The organism is Laribacter hongkongensis DSM 14985 (genome assembly GCF_000423285.1).
Lineage (GTDB): Bacteria > Pseudomonadota > Gammaproteobacteria > Burkholderiales > Aquaspirillaceae > Laribacter > Laribacter hongkongensis.
This window is the reverse complement of the sequence record NZ_AUHR01000007.1, coordinates 146,392-171,796: the sequence shown is the minus strand read 5'-3', so window position 1 is coordinate 171,796 and position 25,405 is coordinate 146,392. Positions and strand designations below refer to the sequence as shown.

The window sequence follows — 25,405 nt, the reverse complement described above, 5'->3', positions numbered from 1 at the left end:
CCCTGGACGGGGTTACACCTCTTCGGTGGCAACCTTGCGGCTGAAACGGACTCCCAGCTGCTTGAGCTTGCGGTAAAGGTGGGTGCGTTCGAGACCGACCTTGAGGGCGACCCGGCTCATGTTGCCGTTTTCCAGCGCGATGTGGTACTCGAAATAGCGGCGCTCGATCTGTTCGCGCAGTTCACGCAGCGGCTGGTCAAAGTCGAATCCCAGCTCTTCCACCGGTTTTTCGACCCGGAACTGGCTCAGCACCCGGTTGACCTCGGGGGCGTCGATGGTGTCGTCGCCGATGGTCAGTGCCAGGCTCTTGATCAGGCTTTTGAGCTGCTCCAAGTTGCCCGGCCATTCGTACTGGCGCAGGGCATTGAGGGCCGCAGTGGTGAAGCGCTTGAGCGGTGCCTGGCGACTTTCCACCAGCTCGGCCAGGACCTGGTTGCTGAGGTCGGGGATGTCGTCGGCGTGTTCGCGCAGGGCCGGAACCGGCACGATCAGGCTGGCCAGTTCGGTCAGCAGGCGGTTGTCGTATTCCGGATCGGTCAGCAGTTCGGCCAGCGGGCGGCTGCAGGCCACCAGCACCCGGACGTTGTAGCGGTCCAGCTTGGACAGCATGAACAGCAGTCCCTGCTGCGCACGGCGTCCCAAGTGGGCGATGTCGCCCAGCCACAGCACGCCGTTGTTGGCCTTCTGCAGCAGTTCCAGCGGTGAATCGGCCAGCAGTTCCGGCTTGGTGAGTGCCACCCACGGCGTATTCTTCTGGTGCAGGGCCCGGGCGACCAGCTCGAAGCCGACGCCGGCTTCGCCGGTCAGCAGCACCGGTGTCTTGAGCGTGGCCACACGCTCAAGGTCCTGCTTGAGTGTCTGCATCGGGCCGCTCTTGCCGAGCTTGGCCAGGTCCAGTGTGTGCGCGCCCTGCATGTCGCCGTACTTGAGCGCCCGCTGGATGGTGGACAGCAGCTTGGCCAGCGCGATCGGCTTTTCCAGGAAGTCGAACGCGCCGATGCGGGTGGCTTCGACGGCGGTATCGATGCTGGCATGGCCGGACATCATGATGACCGGCATGTTGAGCTGGCCCGATTTGGCCCACTCTTTCAGCAGGGTGACGCCGTCGCAGTCCGGCATCCAGATGTCCAGCAACACGGCGGCCGGACGGGTCTGGCTGCGCAGCTGCCGGGCGGCTTCGGCGTTTTCGGCCAGTGCCACGGTATAGCCTTCGTCAACCAGGATTTCCGACAACAGTTCACGGATACCGACTTCGTCATCGACGATCAGGATGTCACTGCTTCGCATTTTGTCTCCGAAAGCGGCAGGGTGACGCACAGACGCGCGCCGTGTGGTTCGAGGTTTTCGGCGTGCACCGTACCGCCATGTTCTTCGATGATTTTCTTGACCACAGCCAACCCCAGCCCGGTGCCCTTGGTCTTGCCGGTGACATAAGGTTCGAAGGCCCGCGCCAGCATTTCGGGCGGGAATCCGGGACCATTGTCAGACACAGCAAGAACGATGCCGTTGGCATGAAGTGCCGTGCTAATTTGTATCATTGCTCCCGGTACGTCAAGCGTCGCGTCCTGCGCATTGACCACCAGATTGTGGATGACCTGCCGCAGGAGTGCGGCGTCGGCCACGATCGGCAGCGGGTGCGGACACAGCGCCAGCCGGACGGACGGATTGGATTCGTACAGCAGGGCCACCTCGCTGACCACGGCATTGAGGTCCGTCGGCGTCATCTGGCCGGCCGGTGCACGCGCGTAATCACGGAACGCATCGACCATGCCCTTGAGGGCCGCCACCTGCTTGATGATGGTATCGGTCGAGCGGGTCAGGAAATCCGCACCCGCTTCGTCCAGCCTGGGGCTCAGCTTCATGGCCAGCCGTTCGGCCGACAGCTGGATCGGTGTCAGCGGATTGCGGATCTCATGGGCCAGCCGGCGCGCCACTTCGCGCCATGCCGCATCACGCTGGGCATGCACGAGATCGGTCACGTCGTCGAATACCACCACCCAGCCCGCAGTCTCCGGCAGCCGGCTGGCACGCACCAGCAGCAGCCGGTCGTCGGTCAGTTCCACCTGCTGCTGCCAGTCACCGTCAGTCTCGAAATGCTGGTAGAGCATGGTCACCAGCGGTTCCAGCTCCGGCTGCCAGACCAGCCATTCCGGCAGCGGATACTGGCCCAGCCGGTCAAAGTCCGCCTCCAGGATGCGGGCAGCACTCTGGTTGGAGGCGGTCAGCCGCAACTCGCCGTCGAAGGCCAGCACGCCGGCGGTCAGCGAGGTCAGCAGGCGCTCAAGATAGGCGCGGTTGGCTTCGATCTCGGCCCGCGCAGCTTCTTCGGCGCTGCGCGACTCGGCCAGCTGGCGCGTCATCCGGTTGAAAAGCGCAGTCAGGATGCCCAGCTCGTCACGGCGGTAGATCGGATGCTGGCGGGAAAAGTCGCCCTGGGCCACCGCCCGGGTACCGGCTGCCAGCGCCGTCAGCGGTGCCGACATGCGGCGCGACAGCACCGCGCCGATGGCCACGGCGGCAAACAGCGACAGCAGCAGTGTCATGCCGAGGGTCAGGCGGTAAAACGACTTGAGGCCGTCGCGGGCTAGCACCAGTTGCCGGTAATCGGCCCGTGCGGCTTCCACCGCATCGGCGTCGGCAGCCAGCAGCTCCGGTACCGGCTGGGTGGCCAGCAGTACCAGGGGCGATCCCCAGCCCAGCCGGTCAAAGCGGTGGGCCACCACCAGTTCCAGCCCCTTGCCGTCGAGGGTGGGCAGGATGGCTTGCCAGCGGCCCTGCGGATCCAGGTCGAGCGTGGCCGGCAGGTGCGGCGCCGCATTGTCGCCCGGACCAGCGTCCCGCGTAGTGACGGCGATCAGCTGGCCGGAGCCGTCAAACAGGGCCAGTTCGCGTACGCCCAGCTGCGCACGCAGGCGCGGCAGGCGTTCGCCGTAGGTGGCCGGCGAGGCCAGGGCCAGATCATCGGCAGCGGCATCGGCCCGGCTGGCCAGGTTGGCCAGCAGCACGTCGAGCGCCGAGCGGCCCAGGTTCAGCCCCCGGTCCAGTGCCGTTTCGATGTTGACGTTGAACCAGCTCTCGATGCTGCGGTTAAGGAACTGTACCGACATGGTGAACACCAGGATGCCGGGCAGGACTGCCACCAGCATGAACAGCGTGGTCATGCGCAGCGTCAGCTTGGCGCCGAACACCCGCTGGCGCACGGCGCGGCGCATGCGCAGGAGCTCGCGTCCCAGGAACAGGGCCAGCCCGAGTCCCAGCAGGGCATTGAGTCCCAGCAGCAGCCAGTAGTGGTCGGAGAGCAGCGAGGTGCTGCCGGAAGCCTGTGCCAGCAGGTAGAGCAGTACCAGTCCCAGAAGGCCGGTCGCCACGATCAGGCTGTTGATCATGGGGTTTCTCCGCTGACGGTGATCCAGCCGGAATCCAGCGACCAGTCGGTGGATTTCAGGATGTTGAGCTGGAACGGCTTGGGCAGCTGGGCGGTATCCAGCCGCAGCCGCAGCCGGCCGGCAAACGACTTGAGCGGCTGGCCGTCGACGCTGCTGCGCGGCAGTACCTGCCAGTAGCGGGCCGAGCCGATCATCGCCAGGGCGTCCTCAAGTCTGGCAAAGCTCAGGTACAGGCCACCGAAATTCACCCGGTACTGGCGGGTCAGCGGATGCCAGCTCAGGCGGTAGAACTGGCTGATTTCCGGTGAAAATCCGCTGGTCAGTTCCTGCCACCACGAGGTCGAGCGCGGGCGGGTCAGTTCGAACTCCAGCCGGAAGGTCAGGGTGACGCCCTGCTCCAGGGCTTCGACGAGGGTGGGGTTGAGGGTGACGGCAAAGCGGCTGTTGACGACCAGGCTGCCGTCGGACAACACCAGTTCGGCCAGCCGGTTTTCCAGCGGCGCTGCGGCGGCATGGGCCGCGGGCTGAAGGCCGACCAGGGCCAGCAGCAATGCCGCCAGCGCCAGCCAGTTGTGCCAGCGGCGGGAAGGGTCAGCGGCGGACGAGCACGGCATAGTAGAAGCCGTCGTGCGTGTCGTCCGGAACCAGTTGCAGGTCGCGTTCAAGGGCGGCATCGGCATGGCGAGCAAGGAAGGCATCGATCTGCTCGCGGTTTTCGGTCGGAAAAATCGAGCAGGTAGCGTATAGCATTTTGCCGCCACTGGCGACGAGCGGCCAGAGCGCGTCGGCAATGCGCCGCTGGGTCTGGGCAAACTGGTTGAGGTCGCTGGAACGGCGCGTCCACTTGATGTCGGGATGGCGGCGCACCACGCCGGAGGCTGAGCAGGGAACGTCGGCCAGGATGCGGTCGAACGGCCGGCCGTCCCACCAGGCCGCCGGGGTGGCGGCATCGCCGCGCACTACGCGGGCGTGCAGTCCCAGACGCTCCAGGTTCTGGCTGACGCGGGCCAGCCGGCGGGCATCGGCATCCAGCGCGGTCAGGTCGAGCGTGCGGGCCTCCAGCAGGTGGCCGGTCTTGCCGCCCGGTGCGGCGCAGGCGTCCAGCACGCGCATGCCGTCGGCTACGTCAAGCAGGCCGGTTGCCAGCTGGGCACCAGCATCCTGCACCGAGCACAGGCCTTCGAAAAAGCCTGGCAGCTGGCTGACCGGGCACGGGCTGACCAGCTTGATGGCGGCGTCTTCGAGCAGGGTGGCGGCATGGCCGTGGCTGGCCAGCTCGTTGAGGTACTCGGCCGGTTCGACCCGGCGGGTGTTGACGCGCAGGGTCATCGGCGGATGCTGGTTGCTGGCACCCAGCACGGCTTTCCAGTCGCGCGGATAGGCCCGGCGCACGGCGGCAATCCACCATTCCGGGTGGTTCCAGTGCGCCACGGTATCGCGTTGCAGCAGCTGCTCCAGTTCGTCCTGCCGGCGCTGGGCATTGCGCAGCACGGCATTGACCAGTCCTTTCAGCCGCGGGGCGGCCTCGCTGGCGGCGCGGACGGCATGGTCGACGATGGCGTAGGGGGCTGCGCGGGTGGCTTCGAGCTGGTACAGCGCCACGATCAGCAGTCGGTCGACTACCGGATCGGTCAGCGGGCGTTCCAGCAGATGGTCGAGCTTGACGCGCAGGCGTCCGTAACGCCGGAGTGAGCCGTGGGTGAGATCCAGCAGCTGGGCGCGGCGGTCACCGGTGATGTGGGCGGCCTCGCTGCTCATGACGTCGGTCAGGTTGTGGCCGGACAGCGTCGCGTCGAGAATGCGGGCGGCTAGGAGCTGGTTCTGGTACATGGCAAAAGAAACAGCCACGGAGTGCCGTGGCTGTCGAAAAATCAACCGCTTGGATTATACGCTTGCGAGCCGGCTCATGACCAATCGCCGCGAGCCATGGCCTCCAGGCGGTTGATGCGTTCTTCGGTGCGCGGGTGGGTACGGAAGAGGTCACTCATGCTGCGCTGGCCCGACAGCGGGTTGATGATCATCATCTGTGCGGTTTCCGGATGGGCTTCGGCTGCCGGCAGGTAGCGTCCCTGGGCGTAGTACTCGATCTTGCGCAGGGCCGCAGCCAGCGCCAGCGGGTCGCCGGAGATTTCCGAGCCGATGCGGTCGGCACCGAATTCGCGGGTGCGCGAGATCGCCATCTGGATCAGCGAGGCCGCGATCGGGGCGAGGATCGAGACCAGTAGCATGACGATGGGGTTGGTGCCACCTTCTTCGTCGCGGTTGCTGCTGAAAATCGATGCAAACATGGCCATGTTTGCCAGTGCGGAAATGGCACCGGCCACGGTGGCCGAAAGGGTGGAGATCAGCGTGTCGCGGTTGCGTACGTGTGCCAGTTCATGCGCCATGACGCCGCGCAGTTCGCGGTAATCCAGGAGGCGCAGGATGCCGGTGGTGGCCGCCACGGCTGCATGCTGCGGATCGCGGCCGGTGGCAAAGGCGTTGGGCTGCTCTTCGTCGATGATGTAGACACGCGGCATGGGCATGCCGGCACGCTGCGCCAGCTCGGCCACCATGCCGTAAAACTCGGGCGCGATGCTGGCATCGACTTCGTGCGCGTTGTACATGCGCAGCATCATCTTGTCGGAATTCCAGTAGGCCCAGAGATTGAGCCCACCACCCAGCAGAAGGGCGATCAGCATGCCGCCCTTGCCGCCAATGGCCCCACCGACGATGCCGAACAGCGCCAGGATGCCGGCCATCAGTATGGTGGTCTTGATCCAGTTGTTGGTCATGGTGAGCCTTTCGTCAGTCGTCACAAAACGTTTGCATGACAGGTGTGCCGTGCAAAATATTTCATCATTTCAACGACTGGCGCTTAAGTCGGGCTTAGGCCCGGCCGGCCCGGGCCAATTAGCGGAAATCCTTGACGACATGCTGCTGGCGCCGGCTCACCGCCACCCGCTCGGGTGAACCGTTGAGCATGACATGCCAGACACCTTCGGTATTGCGCTCGAAACCGGCAATGGCGTGGCGCATGACGAGACAGTTGCGGTGCACGCGCACGACCAGCGGGCCGTACTCGTGTTCCAGCTGGGTCAGCGGCACGTCGAGCAGGTGCTCGCCGTCTTGCGTGCGCAGGGTGACGTACTTGAGTTCGGCCTTGAGGAACAGGGCGGATTCGACCGGGATCAGCTTGACCCGGCCGCGCTCGGTGACCGTGAAATGCGCCGGGGGATTGGGATTTTCCGGGCCGGCAACCGGAGCGATGCGGCCCAGGGCATCTGCCAGCCTTTCCGGGCGGACCGGCTTGAGCAGGAAGTCGGTGGCATGCACGTCGAAGGCGCGGACGGCGTGCTGTTCGTCGGTGGTGCAGAACACGATGGCCGGCGGATGGGGCAGGCCGGTCAGCGATTGCGCCAGGGTCAGCCCGTCCATCTGCGGCATCTGGATGTCCACGAAGGCGGCATCCGCCTCGTGGCCGGGGGTGCGGAACCAGGCCAGGGCGGCCAGTCCGTCAGGCAGGCTGGCCAGGACCCTGACCCCTGCGTCGGTAAGTAGCTGGCCCAGGCGGTCGCGGGCCAGAGTGTCGTCGTCGACAATAACTGCGGTTAGAGCATCCATTGCGTTTTGCCGTGCTTTTCGATCAGTGTTCGATAGGCAACAAGCAGACGTTGGAACTTGACGTTGGCCGGGTCGGTATGACGGACGTGCTCGAGGTAGTCGTGAGCCAGCGAAACATGGCTTTCATGCCATCCCTTGCGGTGGACGAACGCCAGGATGGCGTTGACTGCGTTGAGCATGATCTGCATGTTCGACGGCAGTTCTGCCACGGCCTTGTTGAACAGGGCCACGGCTTCGTCCAGCTGGCCTGCCTGCGCCAGCCGCACGGCTTCGTTGTTCAGATCGACTACCGACTGGACGTTTTCGGCAATGATGCGTTTTCCGTCCTCGGCACGCCCTACATCCCGGAACACCTGCTCGATGGTCTCGAGCATCAGCTCATCGTCGTGGTTGTTCTTCACGATCTGCTGTACCAGGGACACCGCCACGTCTTCGCGGCCCGAGTGATAACAGGCACGGACGAATTCGAGTTCGGTGGTTTCGTTCAGCATAGGCGATAGATCGCGATATTTTTCGATTGCGTTGTCGATCAGCTCGCGGCCGCGGTGCGGTTGCCCGGACTGGGTGGCAATCTGGCTGTCGATGACCGTGCCGACCCAGCTGGCCACCTGGTCGTGACGGAACTCGCGCCGCAGGGTGTCGCTGGTCTGCTGGGCCGCCTTGGTTTCGCCGGCCGCCAGCTGGGCCCGGGCCAGTGCCGCGTAGTCGTTGACGCTGCGGTAGGTCGAATACTTGGCCAGATCGATGGTGCGCGACAGCGCCGACTGCGCGGTGGAAAAATCCCCTGCCTTCATCGACACTTCGGCCAGCTTGCGCTGGCGGCGGACCACCACCGACGACAGCTGGGCGGCCTGCTGCAACACCTGCTTGGCGTTGACCGGGTCCTGCTGGGATTCGTAGATGCGGGCAAGCCAGTCGTAGCACTCCATCACGCGCGGATTGTCGTCGAGCACCTCCTCGAAAAGCTGCCTGGCGCGCGGATAGTCCTTTTCGCTGGTCAGCGACTTGGCCAGCCCCAGCTGGGCCCACGGCAGCGCCTTGATCGCCAGCACCTGCTCGTAGACCGACTTGCCGGTCAGGTGGTCACCGATCTTCAGTGCCAGCGAGCCCTTGAGCTTGAGGAAGTCCATCATGAATTCATCGCGCGCACCGATGCGGCGGTCGCATTCGGCAATGGCCGTCAGGTATTCCTCTTTCATCAGCGCCTGGTCGACCGTCTTGAAGGCATCGCGCTTGCGCATGGCCTTGTCGAGCCGCTGGCGCAGCTTTTCGCCGGTGAACGGCTTGAGGAGATAACCGTCCGGGGCCAGCTCCGCCGCGCTGATCACCCGCTCCACCCGTGCCTCGGCCGTGATGATCATGAACACGCTCGACGGCTTGAGCAGGTTGCGTTCCTTGGCCTCCTGAAAGAGGTAGAGGCCGTCGTAATCGTTGCCCAGGTCGTAGTCGCACAGCACCACGTCAAAGTCGAAACGGGCCAGCTTGGCCAGCGCATCCGACGCCCGGTTGGCGTATTCGACCTTGTTGGCGCCGAACGTGGCCAGCGTCATGGAAATGGCGCGCTGCATGTCCGGCACGTTGTCGATGATCAGGAACAGTTTCCTGGCGTACGGGTTGTCATCACGGGTCTGCACCCGGGCCGGACGCAGGGATAGCTGGTTGTGGGGAGCGGTCGGTTGGGACATAAATACCTCAGAGGGGCGTCAGGCGGGCATAGCGCAGGTCCAGCCATTTGCTGCCGTGGTCGGTGAAGTTCACCTCGACCCGGGCTTCATCCGGCTGGCCTTCGGCGCGCACGATGACGCCGATACCAAATTTGGGATGGGCGACAGTCTGGCCGATTCGCAGTCCGCCGGCCAGTATGACGTTAGTCTTGACCGGTCGCGGCGCGGCCGGAACCGGAGCCGCCGTCCGTGGTGCGGCCGGGCTGCCGTTGACCGGCGCCAGCAGCGGCAGCGGAATCTCGTCCAGGAAGCGCGACGGCAGCGGATAGCGCGACTGGCCGTGCAGCATGCGCGACTGGGCGCACGACAGCGTCAGCCGGCGGCGGGCGCGGGTGATGGCGACGTACATCAGCCGGCGCTCTTCCTCCAGCCCGTCCGGGTCGGAAAAACTCTGTTCGTGCGGGAACAGGCCTTCTTCCAGCCCGGTCACGAACACGCTGTCGAATTCCAGCCCCTTGGCCGCGTGCACGGTCATCAGGGTCAGCGCCGTTTCGCCGGGCGTGGCCTCGTGGTCGCCGGCTTCCAGCGCCGCGTGGGTCAGGAATTCCGTGACGGTCTGTGCCGGATCGTCGGGCTGGAAACCGACGGCGGCGTTGACGAGTTCATCGAGGTTTTCCAGCCGGTCGGCGCCGTCCTTGTCGGCCTGGTACAGGGCGCGCAGTCCGCTGGCGTCGATGATGTGGCTGACCAGTCCGGCAAAATCCAGCCGGGCGGCATCCCCTTGCAGCGATTCGATCAGCTGCACGAAGCGGCCGACGCTGGCGGCGGCCCGGCCGCCGGTACGGCAGGCCCCCTGCCACAGGCTGGTGCCGGCTTCGCGGGCGTGGGCCTGGATCGATTCGACGGTGCGGGCACCGATGCCGCGCGCCGGCACGTTGATGACGCGCAGCAGCGCATTGTCGTCGTCCGGGCTGGCCACCAGCCGCAGGTAGGCCAAGGCGTGCTTGATTTCCTGGCGCTCGAAAAAGCGCAGGCCGCCGACCACCCGGTAGGCGATGCCGGCCTGGAACAGGGCGTGTTCGAGTGCCCGGCTCTGGGCATTGCTGCGGTAGAGCACGGCCATGTCCGACAGCTCGACGCCTTCGCGCCGGCGCAGGCGCACTTCTTCGGCGACGAATTCCGCTTCGTCGGCGTCGTTCCAGCCACGGTAGACGCGGATGGCTTCGCCGGCAGCGTCGTCGGTCCACAGCGATTTGCCCAGCCGGCCGTGGTTGTGGGCAATCACGGCGTTGGCGGCATCGAGGATGGTGCCGGTGGAGCGGTAGTTCTGCTCCAGCCGGACCGGTTCGGTGATGTGGTAGTCGCGCAGGAAGTCGTGCATGTTGCCGATTTCCGCACCGCGGAAGGCGTAGATCGACTGGTCGTCGTCCCCCACGGCAAACAGGGTGGCCGCGGGGCCGGCGAGGCAGCGCAGCCACTGGTACTGCAAGCGGTTGGTGTCCTGGAATTCGTCGACCAGGATCTGGTTGAAGCGCGACTGGTAGTGGGCGCGCAGGGCTTCGTTGCCGGTCAGCAGTTCGAAGCTCGCCAGCAGCAGCTCGGCGAAATCCACCACGCCTTCGCGGCGGCACTGGCGCTCGTATTCGCGCCAGATGTCGATCAGCCGGCCGTCGAAGGCGCTGGCGGCCTGCACGCGGTCCGGGCGCAGTCCCTGTTCCTTGTGGCGGTTGATGAACTGCATCAGCTGGCGTGGCGGATAGGTGTCGTCGGACAGGTTGAGCGCCTTCAGGAGCCGCTTGATGGCAGCCAGCTGGTCCTGGCTGTCGAGGATGGTGAAGGTGGCCGGCAGGCCGGCGTCGCGGTGGTGCAGGCGCAGAAGGCGGTGCGCCAGCCCGTGGAAGGTGCCGATCCACATCATGCGCGGATTGACCGGCAGCATGGCGCCGACGCGGGTCTGCATCTCGCGGGCGGCCTTGTTGGTGAAGGTGACGGCCAGCACGCTGGCTGGCGAGGCTAGGCCTTCGCGCAGCAGCCAGGCAATGCGGCTGGTCAGCACCCGGGTCTTGCCGCTGCCGGCTCCGGCGAGCACGAGCGCGTGGCTGCGGGTCGTAACGGCGGCGAGCTGCGCCGGATTGAGGCCGGCGAGGAAATCGGAATTCATGGCGGGTTCACGGCAAGACAATCGGCTGATTCTACCAATTTCTGCCTGACGCCCGGCGACAGCGGGCGGCTTGAATTCAAACAGTCGTTTGATGCATGATGGAGGAATGTGCCCGGGCGGGCTTTACGATAAAGGGAATTCCATGCCGCAACTTCGCTGCGAGCGTACTGGCGACGTGTTCGTGATCACCCTCGACAATCCGGCGGCAGCCAATGCGCTGGACGACACCACGCTGGACGAGTTCAACGCCCATCTGGACGCCATCGAGGCCACCGAGGGCAACGTGGCGTTGCTCATCACCGCCGAGGACGACAAGTTCTTCAGCAACGGCATCAACCTTGCCGCCATGCAGGACAAGGGCGGCATCACCTATCTGGTCAGCGATTTCGTCCCGCGGCTCGACCGTCTGCTGGTGCGGCTGGCGTGGTTCGGCTGCCCGACCGTCTGCGCCATCAACGGCCACGCCTTCGGCGGCGGCGCCCTGATCGCTTCGGTCTGCGACTTCCGCACCATGCGTGCCGACCGCGGCTTCTTCTGCTTCCCCGAAGTCGACATCAAGCTGCCGTTCACGCCGGTGATGACCGATTGCGTGGGTAACCTGCCCAACGAGGCGGCCCGCCGCCGCATGGCACTGACCGGCCAGCGGGTGGGCGGCAGCGACATGCTGGCCCTCGGGCTGGTCGAGGCCGTGTGTCCGGCAGACGAACTGGCAGCCGCCTCGCTGGCGCTGGCCGCCCAGCTGGCGCAGAAACACCGGCCGACCTACACCGCCATCAAGCGCAGCCTGCTGGCGCCGCGCTGGCAGAAGTGGCTGGCCTGACCGGCTGACAGGGCTTGGTCTGCTGCGGGCGCGCGGGTATCCTCGCGCCCGTTTCCGTTTATTGCCGAAAGTCACGCCATGCAACTCGAACGCCTGCTGCACCGCGAAGGCTGGTCCTCGCGCAAGGGCTGCCGCATCCTGATCAACCAGGGGCGCGTGTGCGTGGCCGGCGAGGTGGCCGACGATCCGGGGCTGGAAGTCGAGCCCGAAGGGCTGGCCTACTCGGTGGACGACGAGGCCGCCATTGCCCGCGAACACCTGTACCTGATCCTCAACAAGCCGCTGGACCTCGAATGCTCGCGCAAGCCGACCGTGCGTACCGGCGTGCTGACCCTGTTCCCGCCGCGCTATTCCGAGCGCGGTGTCCAGCCGGTGGGGCGGCTGGATGCCGACACGTCCGGGCTGCTGCTGCTGTCGGACGACGGCCAGTTCATCCACCGCATCACCTCGCCCAAACATCTCGTCCCCAAGACCTACGTGGCCACCTGCGCCCGCCCGGTCGAACCGGAACACCTCCGGCAGCTGCTGGCCGGCGTGGTGCTCAATGACGACCCCGCTCCGGTGGTCGCCCGGTCGGCCCGGACACTGGACGAACACACGCTGGAACTGGTGGTGACCGAAGGCCGCTACCACCAGGTGCGGCGCATGATCGCCGCCGTCGGCAACCATTGCGACGCCCTGCACCGCAGCCGCATCGGCGAGCTGGTCCTCGACGGACTGGCGCCCGGCCAGTGGCGCGAACTCACCGCCGCCGAACTGGCCCTGCTGGGCTGACCTGCTCCGTGAGCAGCTGGCGGAGGCGGCCTTGTCCGCGCCGCCGGGGGCTCCTGACGTAAAGCAGCGGAACCCGGTACAGGGCGGGGCCGGCGTGTCCCGGTTGCCTGCAACGGAGGGTTCCATGGCTTCCTGCCGTTCCGGAAAGCCGTGCACCGCAGGCGGTGCACCTTCAAGTCTCGCTGCCGCCCGCTGCCAGGAGCTGCGGCAGGCAGGAAAAAAGGGCGCCATTGGCGCCCTTTTGCATGTGGCCGTACCGGCTCAGAACAGTCCCAGCCCCTTGGCCATTACGATGGCGATCAGCACCGGAGCCACCCAGCGCAGCAGGAAGCCGACCGCATTCACCACCCAGGCATTGTCCAGCTGGCCGTTGTTGGACAGCTCGCGGGCCATCGGCGACTTGCCCCAGACCCAGCCGGCAAACAGTGCAATGAAGATGCCGGTGCCGGGCATCAGCACGTTCTGGCTCAGGTAGTCGTAGAGGTCAAAGAAGTTCATGCCGAACGGCCTGACGCCGGACAGCAGGCTTTGCGACAGCGCGGCGGTCGAACCGACGGCCGCCAGCAGCAGCACGCACACGATCACCGCCAGCGGGCGCGACCAGCCAAAGCGCTCGGTCAGCACGGCAATCGGCACTTCCAGGATCGACAGCATGGCGCCGGTGGCGGCAATGGCGGTCAGGATGAAGAACAGCACCACGAACAGCGTGCCGCCGGGCATTTCGGCAAACACCGCCGGAATGGTGATGAACAGCAGCGACGGCCCGGCCGACGGGGTAAAGCCGAAGGCGAACACGGCCGGAAAGATGGCGATGCCGGCCAGCATCGACACGATCAGGTCAGCGATCATCACCCGCGTGGCGGTGGCCGGAATGTTCTGGTCGGCGCGGAAATAGCTGCCGTAGGTCACCATGGTGCCGATGCCGAGCGACAGCTTGAAAAACGCCAGCCCCAGCGCGGTCAGCACCACGCCGGCCGACAGCTTGGAAAAGTCCGGCCAGAACAGGAATTCCAGCCCGGCCGAGGCGCCCGGCAGCGTCAGGCTGCGCACGCAGATCACCAGCAGCAGGATGAACAGCACCGGCATCAGGCGCTTGGTGACGGCCTCGATGCCCTTGGAGACACCCATCAGGATGATGGCACCGATAAAGGCCAGTACCGCCCACTGCCACAGCAGCGCCTGCCACGGGTCGGTGATCATCGACTCGAACACCCGGCCGGCGACGTTCGGGTCGCTGGTCAGCACCTGGTTGGTCAGTGACTTGAACACGTAGGCAAACACCCAGCCTGCCACTTCGGAATAGAAGGCCAGCACCAGGAAGGCCGCCAGCGCGCCCGCCAGACCGACCAGCCACCAGGGGCGGCGCTTGCCCGGGGTGAGTTTTTCAAACGTGCTGACGGCGTTGGCGCGTGCGGCACGTCCGAGCATGATTTCCGCCATCATCACCGGCAGGCCGACGATCAGCGTGGCCAGCAGGTAGACCACCAGAAAGCTGGCACCGCCGTTGGCTCCGGTCAGATAGGGAAATTTCCAGATGTTGCCAAGACCGACGGCCGAACCGAGGGTGGCAGCCAGCACGCCGAAGGAGCTGGTGAAACCGTCGCGCCTGGAAGCGGGATGAGACATGGGAAGGAGTCGCCGTAAAGGAAAGTCGCGGATTGTGAATTTCCGTTATGGGCGCGACAAGGGGGAGGGGCAAGAAAAATGCTGTCAGAATGGTCTAATGTGTTGACTTGTCCGGATGGAAGGCAGTTTTTTGGCATAAATCCCTGTTTTGATGGTTTTCATGGCAAAAAAATGCCCGGCGCATGGCCGGGCCGTGGGGACGAGGCAACAGTTCAGGTACCGGCCGCCTGGGCCAGTGCCAGCTGCACGCAGGCGTCGGCATGCCGGCGGGCATCGTCCGGACGGTCGAGCTGCTCGAACAGGCGGGTCAGCTCCACCTGCGCCGCCAGCGAGTTGTGCAGGGACACGCTGGCTTCCAGATAGCCCTGCGCCTTGCCCCACAGCTGCTGGGCCAGCGCCAGCCGCCCCAGCAGCAGCAGCAGGCCGGCGTCGCGCGGTTCCTGCGTCAGCCAGACGTCGGCCCGCCGCATGAGGTCCAGCCGGGCCTCGGCATCCAGTGCCGGCACCAGCGGCTGGAGCTCCTGTGCCAGTTCGCCGGAATACTGGGCATCCAGCCGGCGCACCAGCAGGTCAACGGCCTGGGCCGTGTCGCCCAGCGAATGCGCCTGCCGGGCCACCGTGGCGCGCAGGGTATCGTTTTCCCGCTCCTGCGACGGAATGCGGCCCCACCAGCGCTTGAGTTCGGCCGGGTCGATGAAGTGCCGGGCCTGTTCCTGCCATGCGGTCTGGCGATAGCGGCGGGCCTGTTCCGGTTGCAGGGCTTCGGCCTTGAGCAGTTTTTCGGTCAGGGCCAGCACCGCTTCCGGTGCGTGCTGGGTCAGCCGCAGCCGCAACTCCAGCCGCAGGGCAGCGGTCAGGTTGGGCGACAGGCGCCGGGCCTCGGCAATGGCGCGGTCGGCTGCGGCGAGGTCACGCGCGTCCAGCGCCAGTTCGGCGTCGGTCATGTGCCGGGCCAGCTCGGCCGTGGCACCGAGGTCGGACAGCCGCGACAGGTAGGCGTCGCGCTTTTCGGCGTCCTTCATGGCGTGGCTGGCGCGTGCGGCGATCAGCAGGGCCAGCGTGCGGTTGTCTTCCAGCGGCTCGTCGTCCAGCGATTTGACCGCTTCGCGCTCGGCTTTCTGGTAACGGCCCTCGAAAAAGGCCAGCGCGCCCTGGCGCAGGGCCGTGCGGGCCGCGCCGAGCTTGCGTTCGCGCTGGTAGTGGCGCACGCGGTCAGGCAGGGCCAGCGCCACACCAAAGGCCCGCAGGATCAGGTAAAGCGCCAGCAGGGTGGCGATGGTCAGCACCACCATCAGGTTGAGCGACAGCTCCACCCGGTAGGGCGGGAACACCAGGATGGCGTAGCCCTGGCTGATGCCGGCAAACAGCGACACGCCGACCGCGACGGCAAACAGGGCGGTCAACCACAGTACCAGCTTCATGACTGGCCTCCCGTGGCAGGTGTCACCGGCGGGGCCTGGTTCAGGGCCTGGGCGGCCTTGAGGGTGGCGGTCAGTTCCGGCGGTTCCAGCGTCACCGGGCTGTTGGCGAGGTCTTCGACCTGCTTGAGCCAGGCGGCCGTGGCCGGTGTCTGGGTGTCAAAGTAGCGGCGGGCGTAGTCGGCAGCGGCGGTCAGGTCGGCGTGATAGGTGCTGCCCTCGTTGGCCAGCAGCGCCAGCCGGGCGTCCAGCAGCCGCAACTTGAGGTTTTCGCGCAGGAAGAAGCGCTGTTCCGGTGTCAGCAGCAGGGCATCGGGCTTGTCCATGCGCTGGATGCGGATCAGTGACGAGAATCCTTGCCACAGTTCGCGGCCGAACTGCTGCCACGGCGGCAGGGTTTCCAGCGCCGGCGCAGCGGCCGGGGTGGCTGCGGGCTTGCCGCCCGCCACCGGACGGGTGGTTTCGATGCGGTGGGCGTCCACCATCAGCGGCAGGTGGTCGATGCCGGCCATCAGCTGGTCCAGCCGGACGGCCAGACCGACGCGGTCGATGTGCGGCAGGGCCTTGAGCTGGATCAGGTCGGCACTGATGGCACGGCGCAGGGCGATGTACTGCGGCTTGTCGATGCTGGCCAGCCGGGCGTCGATGGCTTCCAGCCCGGAAATGGCGGCCTTGACGTTGCCGGCCAGTGCCAGCTGCTGGCTGGCGATGGTGAGGGCATGCTCGACCTCGGCCTGCTGCCAGTCCTCGCGGTTACGGGTCAGTTCCAGGTACATCGATTGCAGCGTGGCGTACTGGCCGGCCGATTCGTTGACCCGGGTTTCGGTCTGCGCCAGCCGGGCCGACAGCTGGTCCAGGGTCTGCCGGGTCTGGGCCTGGGCGGCCTTGGCCGACTGGCTCATGCCGTCGGCCGTGGCGACCTTGCGGGCCAGGTCCAGTTCGGCGGTATGCAGCAGCTGGCGGGTGTCGTACCACTGCCAGCCAGTGGCGGCGAGGGCGGCTAGCGCCACCAGCAGCGCCAGGTTCAGGCGGTGCGGGCGGGCCGGGGCGGAGGTAGGGGTATCAGTCATGCCTGAGAAACCAGTCGGTCAGCGCGTCGATAACAGCATCGTCACCGGCGCCGGTTGTCTTCACCCGCATGACGCCCAGCGCGGTCAGGCGTTCGGCAATCCGCGGGTGCGGTGCGATATGCATGATTGATTGTAACGACGGCCACAGGGCGTCGCCAGCCGCTTGCCGCCATGCTTCGGCAATTTCAGTGCTGGTGACCAGCACGGCGGCCTGCGGATGGACGGCCAGTGCCGCCTGCAGGGCGGCCGGGTCCGGTGTCAGTTTCCGGCGGCGGTAGAGTGCCAGCGGTACCACCCGGGCGCCGCGCCGGGCAAGGTTTTCAGCCAGCCAGGGACGGCCGCCGTGGCCCTTGGCGATCACTACCGTGCGCCCGTCCAGCGCGCCCCAGTCCGGCAGGGCCAGCAGGGCTTCGCTGTCGTTGCCGGTGGCCGGATACAGCACCGGCCGGCCGCTGGCCTGTTCCAGCACCTGTGCCGTGGCCCGTCCGACCGCTGCCAGCCGCAGGCCAGCCGGCAGCCGGGCCAGCGCCGGCGCAATCAGCCGGGCTGCTGACGGGCTGACCACCACCAGCCAGTCGGCGCCGGCCAGGGCAGCCGGCAGCCGGTCCAGCGCCTCCGGTTCCGGCTCCAGCGCCAGCAGTGGCCACTCGAACGGGGCGAAGCCGGCCGTCCGCAGGGCAGCGGCCAGCGGGGCACCGGCCTCGTGCGGCCGGGTGATGATGACCAGGGGTGCGCTCATGCGCCGCGGGCCACCGGCCGGGCCGGATCACGGCACCATTCGCTCCATGACCCCGGATACAGGCGGCTGCCGGGCAGGCCGGCGTGTGCCAGTGCCAGCAGGTTGTGGCAGGCGGTGACGCCGGAACCGCACTGGTTGACGACCTGTGCCGGTGTGGCATCGCCCAGCAGGGCCTGCCATTCCTGCGCCAGCTGTCCGGCCGGCTTGAAGCGGCCGTCAGCGGCCAGATTCAGGGCAAACGGCCGGTTGCGCGAGCCGGGAATGTGGCCGCCGACCGGGTCGAGCGTTTCGTTTTCGCCGCGCCAGCGGTCGGCTCCGCGGGCATCCACCAGCACGAAGCCGGGATCATCGAGGCTGGCCGCGACGGTGTTGATGTCCACCGTGGCCTCCAGCGGTGCTGCTGCGGCAAAGTCGCCGGCCTGCGGGTGCGGGGTACCGGTTTGCAGTGCACCGCCGCTGGCTTTCCAGGCGGCAATGCCGCCGTCCAGCACCGCCACCGCATCGTGCCCCAGCCAGCGCGCCAGCCACCACAGGCGGGCGGCAAACATGCCGCCGGCGTCGTCGTAGGCCACCAGCTGCTGCCCGCGCCGCAATCCGATGCGGGCCAGCGTGGCGGCCAGCGTGTCGCGCCCGGGCAGGGGGTGACGGCCGTTGCGACCGGTGGGCGTACCGGCAAGATCACGGTCCAGATGCAGGAACTGCGCACCGGGAACATGGCCGGCCAGCCAGGCTGCCCGGCCGTAGCCCGGGTCGGTCAGCTGGTGGCGGCAGTCGGCAATCACGACATCGCCGGCAGGCAGGGCGGCCAGCTCTGCGGCCTGGATCAGGGTGGTGAATTTCAACGGCGGCTCCCGGTAGCAAGCATGACAATAACAGCGTCATTAGACCGCGCACCGCCAGGCAGGGCAATGCCCGCGCCGCTTCACACCCGCAGGCGCACGTCCGGGGCCGTCGCCAGCCACGGCCGCAAAAGGCGCGTCAGCAATGGCACCAGTACGAACACCATCAGCGGGGTCAGGGCCATAGTCATCAGCAGCACCCGCGTCAGCAGCGGCAGCCGGGCCAGTGCGTCGCCAAGCCAGGCATTGACGGCCAGTGACACCGGAAAGAACGCCATCCAGATCACCACGGCCTGTTTCCAGCGCGGCGGCGGCGAGGCGGCAAACCAGCTGTCCAGACCGGTCGCGCAGCGGGCCTCGCCGGCATGCACCAGTGCGGCACCTTCGGCCAGCCATGCCAGCCGGTCGGGGCTGGACTGCCAGTGTTCAAGGCTGGCCTGGTCGTGAAAACGGAAAACGATCTGCCAGTCGTGGCTGCCGGCCGGCGGTGCGAACGTACCGCAGCCGAGAAAGCCCGGATGGCAGGCGGCCAGTGCGGTGCCGGTGTTGAGCCAGTGCAGGAAGCTGGCGTGATGGGCCGGATCGACGCGGCGGGTGACCAGTACGGTGAGGGGTGCTGTCGGCATGATGGCGTCTCTCGCTGGATGCCGGCACACGGGATGGTGTGTGCCGGACGGTCGCGGCCCGGATCGGGCCAACCGCTACGATAAAGGCATAAGCAAGAACAGCGCCAGCCGGATGTCCTAGAGCAGGCTGCGGGTCAGCAGCAGGCCGGCGATGGTCAGCACCAGCGAACCCAGTACGTGCAGCATGATCGCCAGCGCGCCGCCCAGCCACTGGCCGCTCAGCAGCATGGCGCTGATTTCGGCCGAAAAGGTGGAAAACGTGGTCAGGCCGCCGAGGAACCCGGTGGTCAGCCCCAGCTTGATCCAGGCCGGCAGGTCGGCAAAATGGCCGAACAGCGCCAGGCACACGCCCATCAGCAGTGCCCCCAGCCAGTTGGCAGCCAGCGTGCCCAGCGGCAGGCCGGCAAACCACGGGTTGAACCACAGCGACAGGCCCCAGCGGCACCAGGCGCCCAGCGCGGCCCCGCCGCCGATCACGATGAAAGTCAGGAAAGTCATGCCGGCATTCTAAGGTACGCACCGGTCACGGCGGCAGGGGGCAACGTGGTAATCTCTCCGGATTCCAATTGATGATGACGACATGCCATGAGTGCCGAATCCGTCCTCTATCTTGCGAGTGCCAGTCCCCGCCGCCGCGAACTGCTCCAGCAACTGGGCTTTGAACCCCAGCGCATCGTGGCTCCCATCGACGAAACCCGCCTCGCCGCCGAAACCCCGCGCCAGTACGTCGAGCGCCTGGCCCGCGAAAAGGCTGCCGCCGGCTGGCACATGCTGCAACAGGCCGGACTGCCGGCCCATCCGGTGCTGGCGGCCGACACCACCGTGGCGCTGGGCGACGAGATTTTCGGCAAGCCGGTCGATGCCGCCGACGCCCGGGCCATGCTGCTCAAGCTGTCCGGTACCACCCACGAGGTACTGACGGCGGTAGCCGTGCGGCTCGATGCCCGTACCGAAGTCGTGCTCAGCGTGTCGCAGGTGACGTTTGCCGCCCTGACCGACGGCTGGATCGACGCCTACATCGCCACCGGCGAGCCGTTCGACAAGGCGGGAGGTTATGGCATCCAGGGCCTGGCCGGCCTCTTTGCCCAACGGCTCGACGGCAGCTTCACCGGCGTCATGGGCCTGCCGCTGTTCGAAACCGGCCGGCTGCTGGCAGCGTTCGGGCTGGATCCGCTCACCCGGCGGGGGAACTGACATGGGCTCGCTCAAAGACCATCCCACCGCCCAGCCGATCCCCCTGCCCTCGCGTGACAGCGTCAGGCTGGCCGAGAAGATCCTCGTCAACATCACGCCGCAGGAAACACGGGTGGCCGTGCTCGAAGACAACGTGGTGCAGGAACTGCACATCGAGCGCGAAGCCAGCCGCGGCATCGTCGGCAACATCTATCTGGGCAAGGTCAAGCGCGTGCTGCCGGGCATGCAGTCGGCCTTCATCGAGATCGGCCTCGAGCGTGCCGCCTTCCTGCACATCGCCGACATCCTCGAGCAGCGCCAGCACCCGACCGAGCCGCAGCGCATCGAAAAGATGCTGTTCGAAGGCCAGACGGTGATGGTGCAGGTGATCAAGGACCCGATCGGCACCAAGGGCGCCAGGCTGTCGACGCAGATCAGCCTTGCCGGCCGTTTCCTCGTGCTGCTGCCGCAGGAAGCGCATATCGGCGTTTCGCAGAAGATCGAATCCGATACCGACCGTTCCGGCCTGCGCCAGCGGCTGGAGGCCCTGCTGCCGGAGACCGGTCCGCGTGGCTACATCATCCGTACCTCGGCCGAAAGTGCCACCGACGGTGAACTGGCGGCCGACGTGGAATACCTGTCGCGCATGTGGGAAGTGGTCAAGTCGCGTGGCGCCACCATGCCGGCGCAGTCGCTCCTGTACCAGGACCTGCAACTGGCGCTGCGGGTGCTGCGCGACATGGTCAGCGACACCACCGAAAAGGTGGTGGTCGACTCGACCGAGAACTACGGCAAGATGGTCGAATTTGCCCAGCAGTACGTCGCCCAGTCGCTGCCGAAAATCGAGCGCTACGCCGGCGAACGGCCGCTGTTCGAACTGCACGGCATCGAAACCGAAGTCGAGCGTGCGCTGGCGCGGCGGGTCAACCTCAAGTTCGGCGGCTACCTGATCCTCGACCAGACCGAGGCGATGACCACCATCGACGTCAACACCGGCGGCTTTGTCGGTGTGCGCAACTTTGACGAAACCATCTTCAAGACCAACCTGGAAGCCACGCACGCCATCGCCCGCCAGCTGCGGCTGCGCAACCTCGGCGGCATCATCATTGTCGACTTCATCGACATGGACAACGAAGACCACCGGCAGATGGTGCTGCAGGAGCTGGCGCGCAGCCTGGCGCGCGACCGTACGCGGGTCACGCTCAACGGCTTCACCAGCCTCGGGCTGGTGGAAATCACCCGCAAGCGCACGCGCGAAAGCCTGTCGCATGTGCTGTGCGAACCGTGTCCGGTCTGCCAGGGACGCGGTGAAATCAAGACCGCGCAGACGGTGTGCTACGAAATCCTGCGCGAAGTGGTGCGCGAACACCGCCAGTTCCAGGCGCGCGGCTACCGCATCCTCGCCGCCCAGCAGGTCATCGACCTCTTTCTGGACGAGGAATCGCACAGCCTCGCCATGCTGGCCGACTTTGTCGGTAAGCCGGTCACCCTGCAGGTCGAGGCCGAATACAACCAGGAACAGTTCGACGTGGTACTGCTGTGAGCGCTGAAATCCTGCCGGTGATCTACCGCGACGACTGGCTGGTGGCGGTGCACAAGCCGGCCGGCCTCCTGGTGCACCGCTCGGAGATCGACCGCCACGAAACCCGCTTCGCCCTGCAGATCGTGCGTGACCAGCTGGGGCAGAAGGTCTGGAGCAGCCACCGGCTCGACAAGCCCACCTCCGGCCTGCTGCTCCTGGGGCTGACGCCCGAAGCCGGGCGGTTGCTGTCGATGGCGTTCGAGGCGCAGGCGGTCGACAAGCAGTACCTCGCCGTCGTGCGCGGCTGGCCGGACGCCGCCGGCACCATCGACCACCCGCTGGCGCGCATCGTCGACGCCTATGCGCCCGGCGCCTCGCGCGAGGCCGAGCCGCAGCCGGCCGTCACCGGCTTTTCCACTCTGGCCACGACCGAGCTGCCGTGGGCGGTCGACCGTTACCCCACCTCACGTTATGCGCTGGTGGAGCTGACGCCGCACACCGGCCGCCGTCACCAGCTGCGCCGGCACCTCAAGCACGTCAGCCACCCGATCATCGGTGACACCAGCTACGGCAAGAGCCGCCACAACCGCGCCTTTGCCGATGCCTTTGGCGTGTCACGCCTGCTGCTGGCCTGCACCGGCATGAGCTTCATCCATCCGGTCACTGGCGAACGGCTGGCGCTGGACTGCCCGCTGGCCGACGATTTTGCCCGGGTGGTCAGTGCTCTGGGCTGGGATGCCGCCCTGCCCGCCCCGCTGGTCCGGCCGTCTGCTGCCTGACCGAGCCGCAGGATGCGCCGTCGCGGTCCGAGAGCCTGGCCGTATGCGCCGCCGCCGGGCTGCCTGCCCCGCTTCCGTTTGCGCGGGCTCATCGGTTGGCCCGGGCATGCAGCCCGAAGCAACCCGTTTCGTGAATGCCGGTACGTGACCGGCAGCAGTCCGGGCCCGTGGGTCTGGCGTGTATTCTTCACGCAGGCACAGGCACAGGCCAGACACAGGCCAGACACAGATACGGCGGGGCCGGCCTCCCTCTGCGTGTTTTTGGCCGGCTCCCGCTCCCGCTCCCGCACCAGGGCATGCGGGCTGTCAGCGTGCCCACGGGTGCAGTCCGCACCGTACGTACCGGAGCCCGTACTGCCGTTATCGCCGTGCCGGCTACCGGTATGCCTCCTCATGCTCATGTGACCGCCACATCTGCCCAAGGCTGTCGGGGCTGACAGACAGGGCAAGTCCCTATACGCTTTTGTCCTTTGTCCGGGCATTGCCCGCTACCAAGGAGTTGTCATGTCCGCACCCGTCCTGTTGCAGATCGATTTTGACTATGCCGGTCCGTGGGGGGCCGATCTGGCGGCCGCTGCCACGGCCGGCGGGCTGGCGGCCGATATTGCCGCCGAGCCGGGGCTTTTGTGGAAAATCTGGACCGAAAACCGCGACGAAGGCGTGGCCGGCGGCTGGTACGTGTTTGCCGAACGGGCCCAGGCCGAGGCCTATCTGGCCAAGCACAGCCAGCGGCTGCGCGCATTCGGGGTCGAATCGGTCCGTGCCCGCTATTTCGGCGCCAACGCCGCACTGGGCGCGCTGACCCGCAGCCCGCTGGTCTGAGCGCGGGCAGGCGGCGTTGCCGCCGGCTGCCAGGCTGACTATCTTGCGGGCACCGGGCCGGTCCGGCCCGCAGTCCTGTCAAGGAGGAAGATGGCATGCCGAACGTTCTGATGGTACTGACCAGCCACGACCGGCTGGGAAACACGGGGCACCCGACCGGCTTCTGGGTCGAGGAATTCGCTGCCCCCTATTACGTGCTGGCCGACGCCGGCGTGACGCTGACGCTGGCTTCTCCCGCCGGCGGGCAGCCGCCGGTCGATCCCAAAAGCGCACTGCCGGAATTCCAGACCGACGCCACCCGCCGGTTTGACGCTGATCCGGCGCTCAAGGCGCGACTGGCTGGAACCGTCCGGCTGGCCGGCCTGAAGGCCGATGACTTTGATGCCGTGTTCTATCCCGGTGGCCACGGGCCGCTGTGGGATCTCGCCACCGACCCCGACTCGGTGGCGCTGATCGAGGACTTTGTCCGCCAGGGCAAGCCGGTGGCCGCCGTCTGCCATGCTCCGGCCGTCCTGCTGCGGACGCGGACTGCCGAAGGCCAGCCTTTGGTGGCCGGCCGCCAGGTGACCGGTTTCAGCAACAGTGAAGAGGACGCGGTCGGGCTGTCGGCCGCCGTGCCCTTCCTGCTGGAAACCGCCCTCAGGGCCGAAGGGGCCGATTACCGCAAGGGTCCTGACTGGGGCAGTTTCGTGGTCGAGGACGGCCTGCTGATTACCGGCCAGAATCCGGCATCGTCGGCCTCTGCCGCGCAGTGCCTGCTGGCGCGGCTGGCCTAGGCCCGGCCGGCACCCTCCGCCAGGGCAGTTTCGTTCAAGACCGGCAGGCCGCTCCGGCGTAGCTTCCGCAGCATCCCGATGCTTGATGGAGGTGCCGGACATGCAGTCGTTCTGGAACATGGTGGTGTTTGCCCTGGTGATGTCGATTTCGCCCGGGCCGGTCAATCTGGTGGCGCTGGCGGCCGGCCACCGCTGCGGCTGGTATCCGGCCCAGCGCCACGTGGCCGGAGCCACGCTCGGTTTTGTGCTGCTGCTGGTGCTGACCGGCATCGGCTTGCAGTCCGTGCTGCTGCGCTGGCCGGCATTGCTGCTGGCCGTGCAGTGGGGCGGCGGACTGTATTTCTTCTGGCTGGCGTGGCAACTGGTCCGCGATGACGGGGCGCTGGCGGTGGACGAAACGCCGGTCCGTCCTTCGCTGACGGCAGCGGCCGCCATGCAGTGGCTCAATCCCAAGGCCTGGCTGGCCGCCGTGGCCGGCACCGGTGCCTATGTCGCGCCGGCCGTGCCGGCAAGCCTGTGGCTGTTTGCGGCGGTGTATGCCGTGGTTTGCTACGCCTCTATCGCCTGCTGGGCCGGGATGGGCGCCCGCCTGCGGCAGGTGCTGACGCGCCCGCAGCGGGTGCGCTGGCTCAATCGCGGACTGGCGCTGCTGCTGGCTGGCTGTGCGGTGGGCATGCTGGCGTGAGCTGGTGGTACTGGCCGGGCGTGGCGGCCACCAGCCGTTTGAACACGCGCTGGAAATGCGCCTGGTCGGCAAAGCCGGTTGCCAGTGCCACGTCGGCAATCGGCTCGCCCTGGCGCAGGAAGCGGCGGCCGACCTGGACCCGGCGGTTGAGCAGGTACTGGTGCGGCGTCATGCCGTAGCGCTGGCGAAAGGCACGGATCAGGTACGACTCGGTCAGGTCGGTGGCGGCACACAGTTCCGGCAGCGACACGGCACGGGCGTAGTCGGCATGCAGCAGTTCGGCAGCCCGGTCCAGCCGGTCCGGCGCCCGCAGGTGGCTGCGGCCGGTTTCCGGCCGGAAAAACCGTTGCAGACCTTCAAAAAAGCCGATGGCGGCACTGTGCTGCGCCAGCGGAGCGGACAGCGGGTCAAACAGCGTGGCGCCCAGCCGCACCAGTCCGGCGTGGAGCGCCGGATGGCGGCAGAGGATGGCCGGCAGCGGCTGCCAGCGCCGGCCCGTCTGCCGGCCGTTGTCCTGCCATAGCGCGGCCAGCCAGCCGGCATCGACATAGAGCATGTGGTAGGCCCACGTCTGGCCGGCCTCGAGCGGCTGGCAGGCGTGCACTTCACCCGGATTCATCAGCACCACGTCACCGGCACCGATGGCCTCGCGCCGTTTTTCGTGGTGGTACAGGTTGCGGCCGGCGGTGATGGCACCGATGGAGAAGGTTTCGTGGGCGTGCGGGGCGTAGCAGACCCGGCGACCGTCCGTGACATCGCGCGCCTCAAGGAAGGGCAGGTCAGGGTGGCGCCAGAAGCGCCAGGGTGGCGATACGGCAGGCGAGGCAGGCATGACGGGGCATCCCGGCAGGGTGACGGCACAGCCTGCAACCGGCCGGCAGTGCCGTCAAGCGCCCTGGCCGGGAACTCCGGTCAGGGCGCA

At 67.0% G+C, this 25,405-nt stretch carries 24 protein-coding genes; 8 read left to right on the top strand and 16 right to left on the bottom strand.

The window, feature by feature from the left end:
- Positions 1-12: 12 nt before the first annotated feature.
- The 8 genes from G542_RS0109055 to G542_RS0109020 form a co-directional block, all read right to left on the bottom strand.
- The gene (locus tag G542_RS0109055; RefSeq protein ID WP_012695549.1) at positions 13-1,287 is read right to left on the bottom strand and encodes a sigma-54-dependent transcriptional regulator; all 1,275 of its coding nucleotides are present in this window, start codon (positions 1,285-1,287) and stop codon (positions 13-15) included.
- Positions 1,266-3,386, bottom strand: coding sequence for a sensor histidine kinase (locus G542_RS0109050; RefSeq protein ID WP_012695550.1), 2,121 nt, complete (start codon positions 3,384-3,386; stop codon positions 1,266-1,268). The genes G542_RS0109055 and G542_RS0109050 overlap by 22 nt, the downstream gene beginning before the upstream one ends.
- The gene (locus tag G542_RS18020) at positions 3,383-4,000 is read right to left on the bottom strand and encodes a DUF4390 domain-containing protein (protein ID WP_051189988.1); all 618 of its coding nucleotides are present in this window, start codon (positions 3,998-4,000) and stop codon (positions 3,383-3,385) included. The genes G542_RS0109050 and G542_RS18020 overlap by 4 nt, the downstream gene beginning before the upstream one ends.
- Positions 3,978-5,234: a 16S rRNA (cytosine(967)-C(5))-methyltransferase RsmB gene (rsmB, locus tag G542_RS0109040; protein WP_228369902.1), complete on the bottom strand. Its 1,257-nt coding sequence runs from the start codon at positions 5,232-5,234 to the stop codon at positions 3,978-3,980. Before rsmB ends, G542_RS18020 begins: the two co-directional genes overlap by 23 nt.
- 56 nt (positions 5,235-5,290) lie before the next feature.
- Complete coding sequence (gene htpX / locus G542_RS0109035) at positions 5,291-6,160, bottom strand: zinc metalloprotease HtpX (RefSeq protein WP_012695553.1); 870 nt, start codon at positions 6,158-6,160, stop codon at positions 5,291-5,293.
- 118 nt (positions 6,161-6,278) lie between these two features.
- Positions 6,279-6,989, bottom strand: a complete 711-nt coding sequence (locus G542_RS0109030) for a LytR/AlgR family response regulator transcription factor (protein WP_027823937.1) — start codon at positions 6,987-6,989, stop codon at positions 6,279-6,281.
- On the bottom strand, positions 6,977-8,674 hold the full coding sequence (locus tag G542_RS0109025; protein WP_012695555.1) for a response regulator: 1,698 nt from the start codon (positions 8,672-8,674) through the stop codon (positions 6,977-6,979). Before G542_RS0109025 ends, G542_RS0109030 begins: the two co-directional genes overlap by 13 nt.
- 7 nt (positions 8,675-8,681) lie before the next feature.
- Positions 8,682-10,814: a UvrD-helicase domain-containing protein gene (locus tag G542_RS0109020; RefSeq protein ID WP_027823936.1), complete on the bottom strand. Its 2,133-nt coding sequence runs from the start codon at positions 10,812-10,814 to the stop codon at positions 8,682-8,684.
- Between the two features lie 142 nt (positions 10,815-10,956).
- Here G542_RS0109020 and G542_RS16430 point away from each other — a divergent pair, with 142 nt between their 5' ends.
- Both G542_RS16430 and G542_RS0109010 read left to right on the top strand, forming a co-directional pair.
- The gene (locus tag G542_RS16430; RefSeq protein WP_051189987.1) at positions 10,957-11,634 is read left to right on the top strand and encodes an enoyl-CoA hydratase/isomerase family protein; all 678 of its coding nucleotides are present in this window, start codon (positions 10,957-10,959) and stop codon (positions 11,632-11,634) included.
- 78 nt (positions 11,635-11,712) lie between these two features.
- The gene (locus tag G542_RS0109010) at positions 11,713-12,408 is read left to right on the top strand and encodes a pseudouridine synthase (protein WP_012695558.1); all 696 of its coding nucleotides are present in this window, start codon (positions 11,713-11,715) and stop codon (positions 12,406-12,408) included.
- Positions 12,409-12,669: 261 nt separating this feature from the next.
- On the opposite strand, the gene G542_RS0109005 is transcribed toward G542_RS0109010, so the two are convergent.
- From G542_RS0109005 to crcB, 7 genes are all read right to left on the bottom strand, one after another.
- Entirely contained in the window at positions 12,670-14,034 is a 1,365-nt protein-coding gene (locus G542_RS0109005; RefSeq protein ID WP_027823935.1) for a sodium-dependent transporter, read from the bottom strand.
- Between the two features lie 212 nt (positions 14,035-14,246).
- Positions 14,247-15,455, bottom strand: coding sequence for a heme biosynthesis HemY N-terminal domain-containing protein (locus G542_RS0109000; RefSeq protein ID WP_012695560.1), 1,209 nt, complete (start codon positions 15,453-15,455; stop codon positions 14,247-14,249).
- Positions 15,452-16,522 carry a uroporphyrinogen-III C-methyltransferase gene (locus tag G542_RS0108995; RefSeq protein ID WP_027823934.1) on the bottom strand — a complete coding sequence of 357 codons (1,071 nt, stop codon included), beginning with the start codon at positions 16,520-16,522 and terminating at the stop codon, positions 15,452-15,454. Before G542_RS0108995 ends, G542_RS0109000 begins: the two co-directional genes overlap by 4 nt.
- A complete protein-coding gene (locus G542_RS0108990) occupies positions 16,515-17,261 on the bottom strand; it encodes a uroporphyrinogen-III synthase (protein ID WP_012695562.1) in 747 nt (248 codons plus the stop codon). The genes G542_RS0108995 and G542_RS0108990 overlap by 8 nt, the downstream gene beginning before the upstream one ends.
- On the bottom strand, positions 17,258-18,103 hold the full coding sequence (locus G542_RS0108985; protein ID WP_027823933.1) for a sulfurtransferase: 846 nt from the start codon (positions 18,101-18,103) through the stop codon (positions 17,258-17,260). Before G542_RS0108985 ends, G542_RS0108990 begins: the two co-directional genes overlap by 4 nt.
- Before the next feature lie 80 nt (positions 18,104-18,183).
- Entirely contained in the window at positions 18,184-18,726 is a 543-nt protein-coding gene (locus G542_RS0108980) for an antibiotic biosynthesis monooxygenase (RefSeq protein WP_012695565.1), read from the bottom strand.
- 117 nt (positions 18,727-18,843) lie between these two features.
- Positions 18,844-19,224, bottom strand: coding sequence for a fluoride efflux transporter CrcB (gene crcB, locus G542_RS0108975; protein WP_012695566.1), 381 nt, complete (start codon positions 19,222-19,224; stop codon positions 18,844-18,846).
- A gap of 87 nt (positions 19,225-19,311) precedes the next feature.
- On the opposite strand from crcB, the gene G542_RS0108970 reads away from it, so the two are divergent.
- The 6 genes from G542_RS0108970 (at position 19,312) to G542_RS0108945 (ending at position 24,483) form a co-directional block, all read left to right on the top strand.
- Positions 19,312-19,920, top strand: coding sequence for a Maf family protein (locus G542_RS0108970; protein ID WP_012695567.1), 609 nt, complete (start codon positions 19,312-19,314; stop codon positions 19,918-19,920).
- 1 nt (position 19,921) lies between these two features.
- Complete coding sequence (rng, locus tag G542_RS0108965; RefSeq protein WP_012695568.1) at positions 19,922-21,442, top strand: ribonuclease G; 1,521 nt, start codon at positions 19,922-19,924, stop codon at positions 21,440-21,442.
- Complete coding sequence (locus G542_RS0108960; RefSeq protein WP_244878694.1) at positions 21,439-22,200, top strand: pseudouridine synthase; 762 nt, start codon at positions 21,439-21,441, stop codon at positions 22,198-22,200. The genes rng and G542_RS0108960 overlap by 4 nt, the downstream gene beginning before the upstream one ends.
- Before the next feature lie 504 nt (positions 22,201-22,704).
- The gene (locus G542_RS0108955) at positions 22,705-23,022 is read left to right on the top strand and encodes a monooxygenase (RefSeq protein ID WP_012695570.1); all 318 of its coding nucleotides are present in this window, start codon (positions 22,705-22,707) and stop codon (positions 23,020-23,022) included.
- Between the two features lie 95 nt (positions 23,023-23,117).
- The gene (locus G542_RS0108950; RefSeq protein WP_027823931.1) at positions 23,118-23,798 is read left to right on the top strand and encodes a type 1 glutamine amidotransferase domain-containing protein; all 681 of its coding nucleotides are present in this window, start codon (positions 23,118-23,120) and stop codon (positions 23,796-23,798) included.
- Between the two features lie 100 nt (positions 23,799-23,898).
- Positions 23,899-24,483, top strand: coding sequence for a LysE family translocator (locus G542_RS0108945; protein WP_027823930.1), 585 nt, complete (start codon positions 23,899-23,901; stop codon positions 24,481-24,483).
- Here the strand turns inward: G542_RS0108945 and G542_RS0108940 are convergent.
- Positions 24,428-25,315, bottom strand: a complete 888-nt coding sequence (locus G542_RS0108940; protein WP_027823929.1) for a helix-turn-helix transcriptional regulator — start codon at positions 25,313-25,315, stop codon at positions 24,428-24,430. The genes G542_RS0108945 and G542_RS0108940 overlap by 56 nt on opposite strands.
- Positions 25,316-25,405 lie beyond the last annotated feature (90 nt).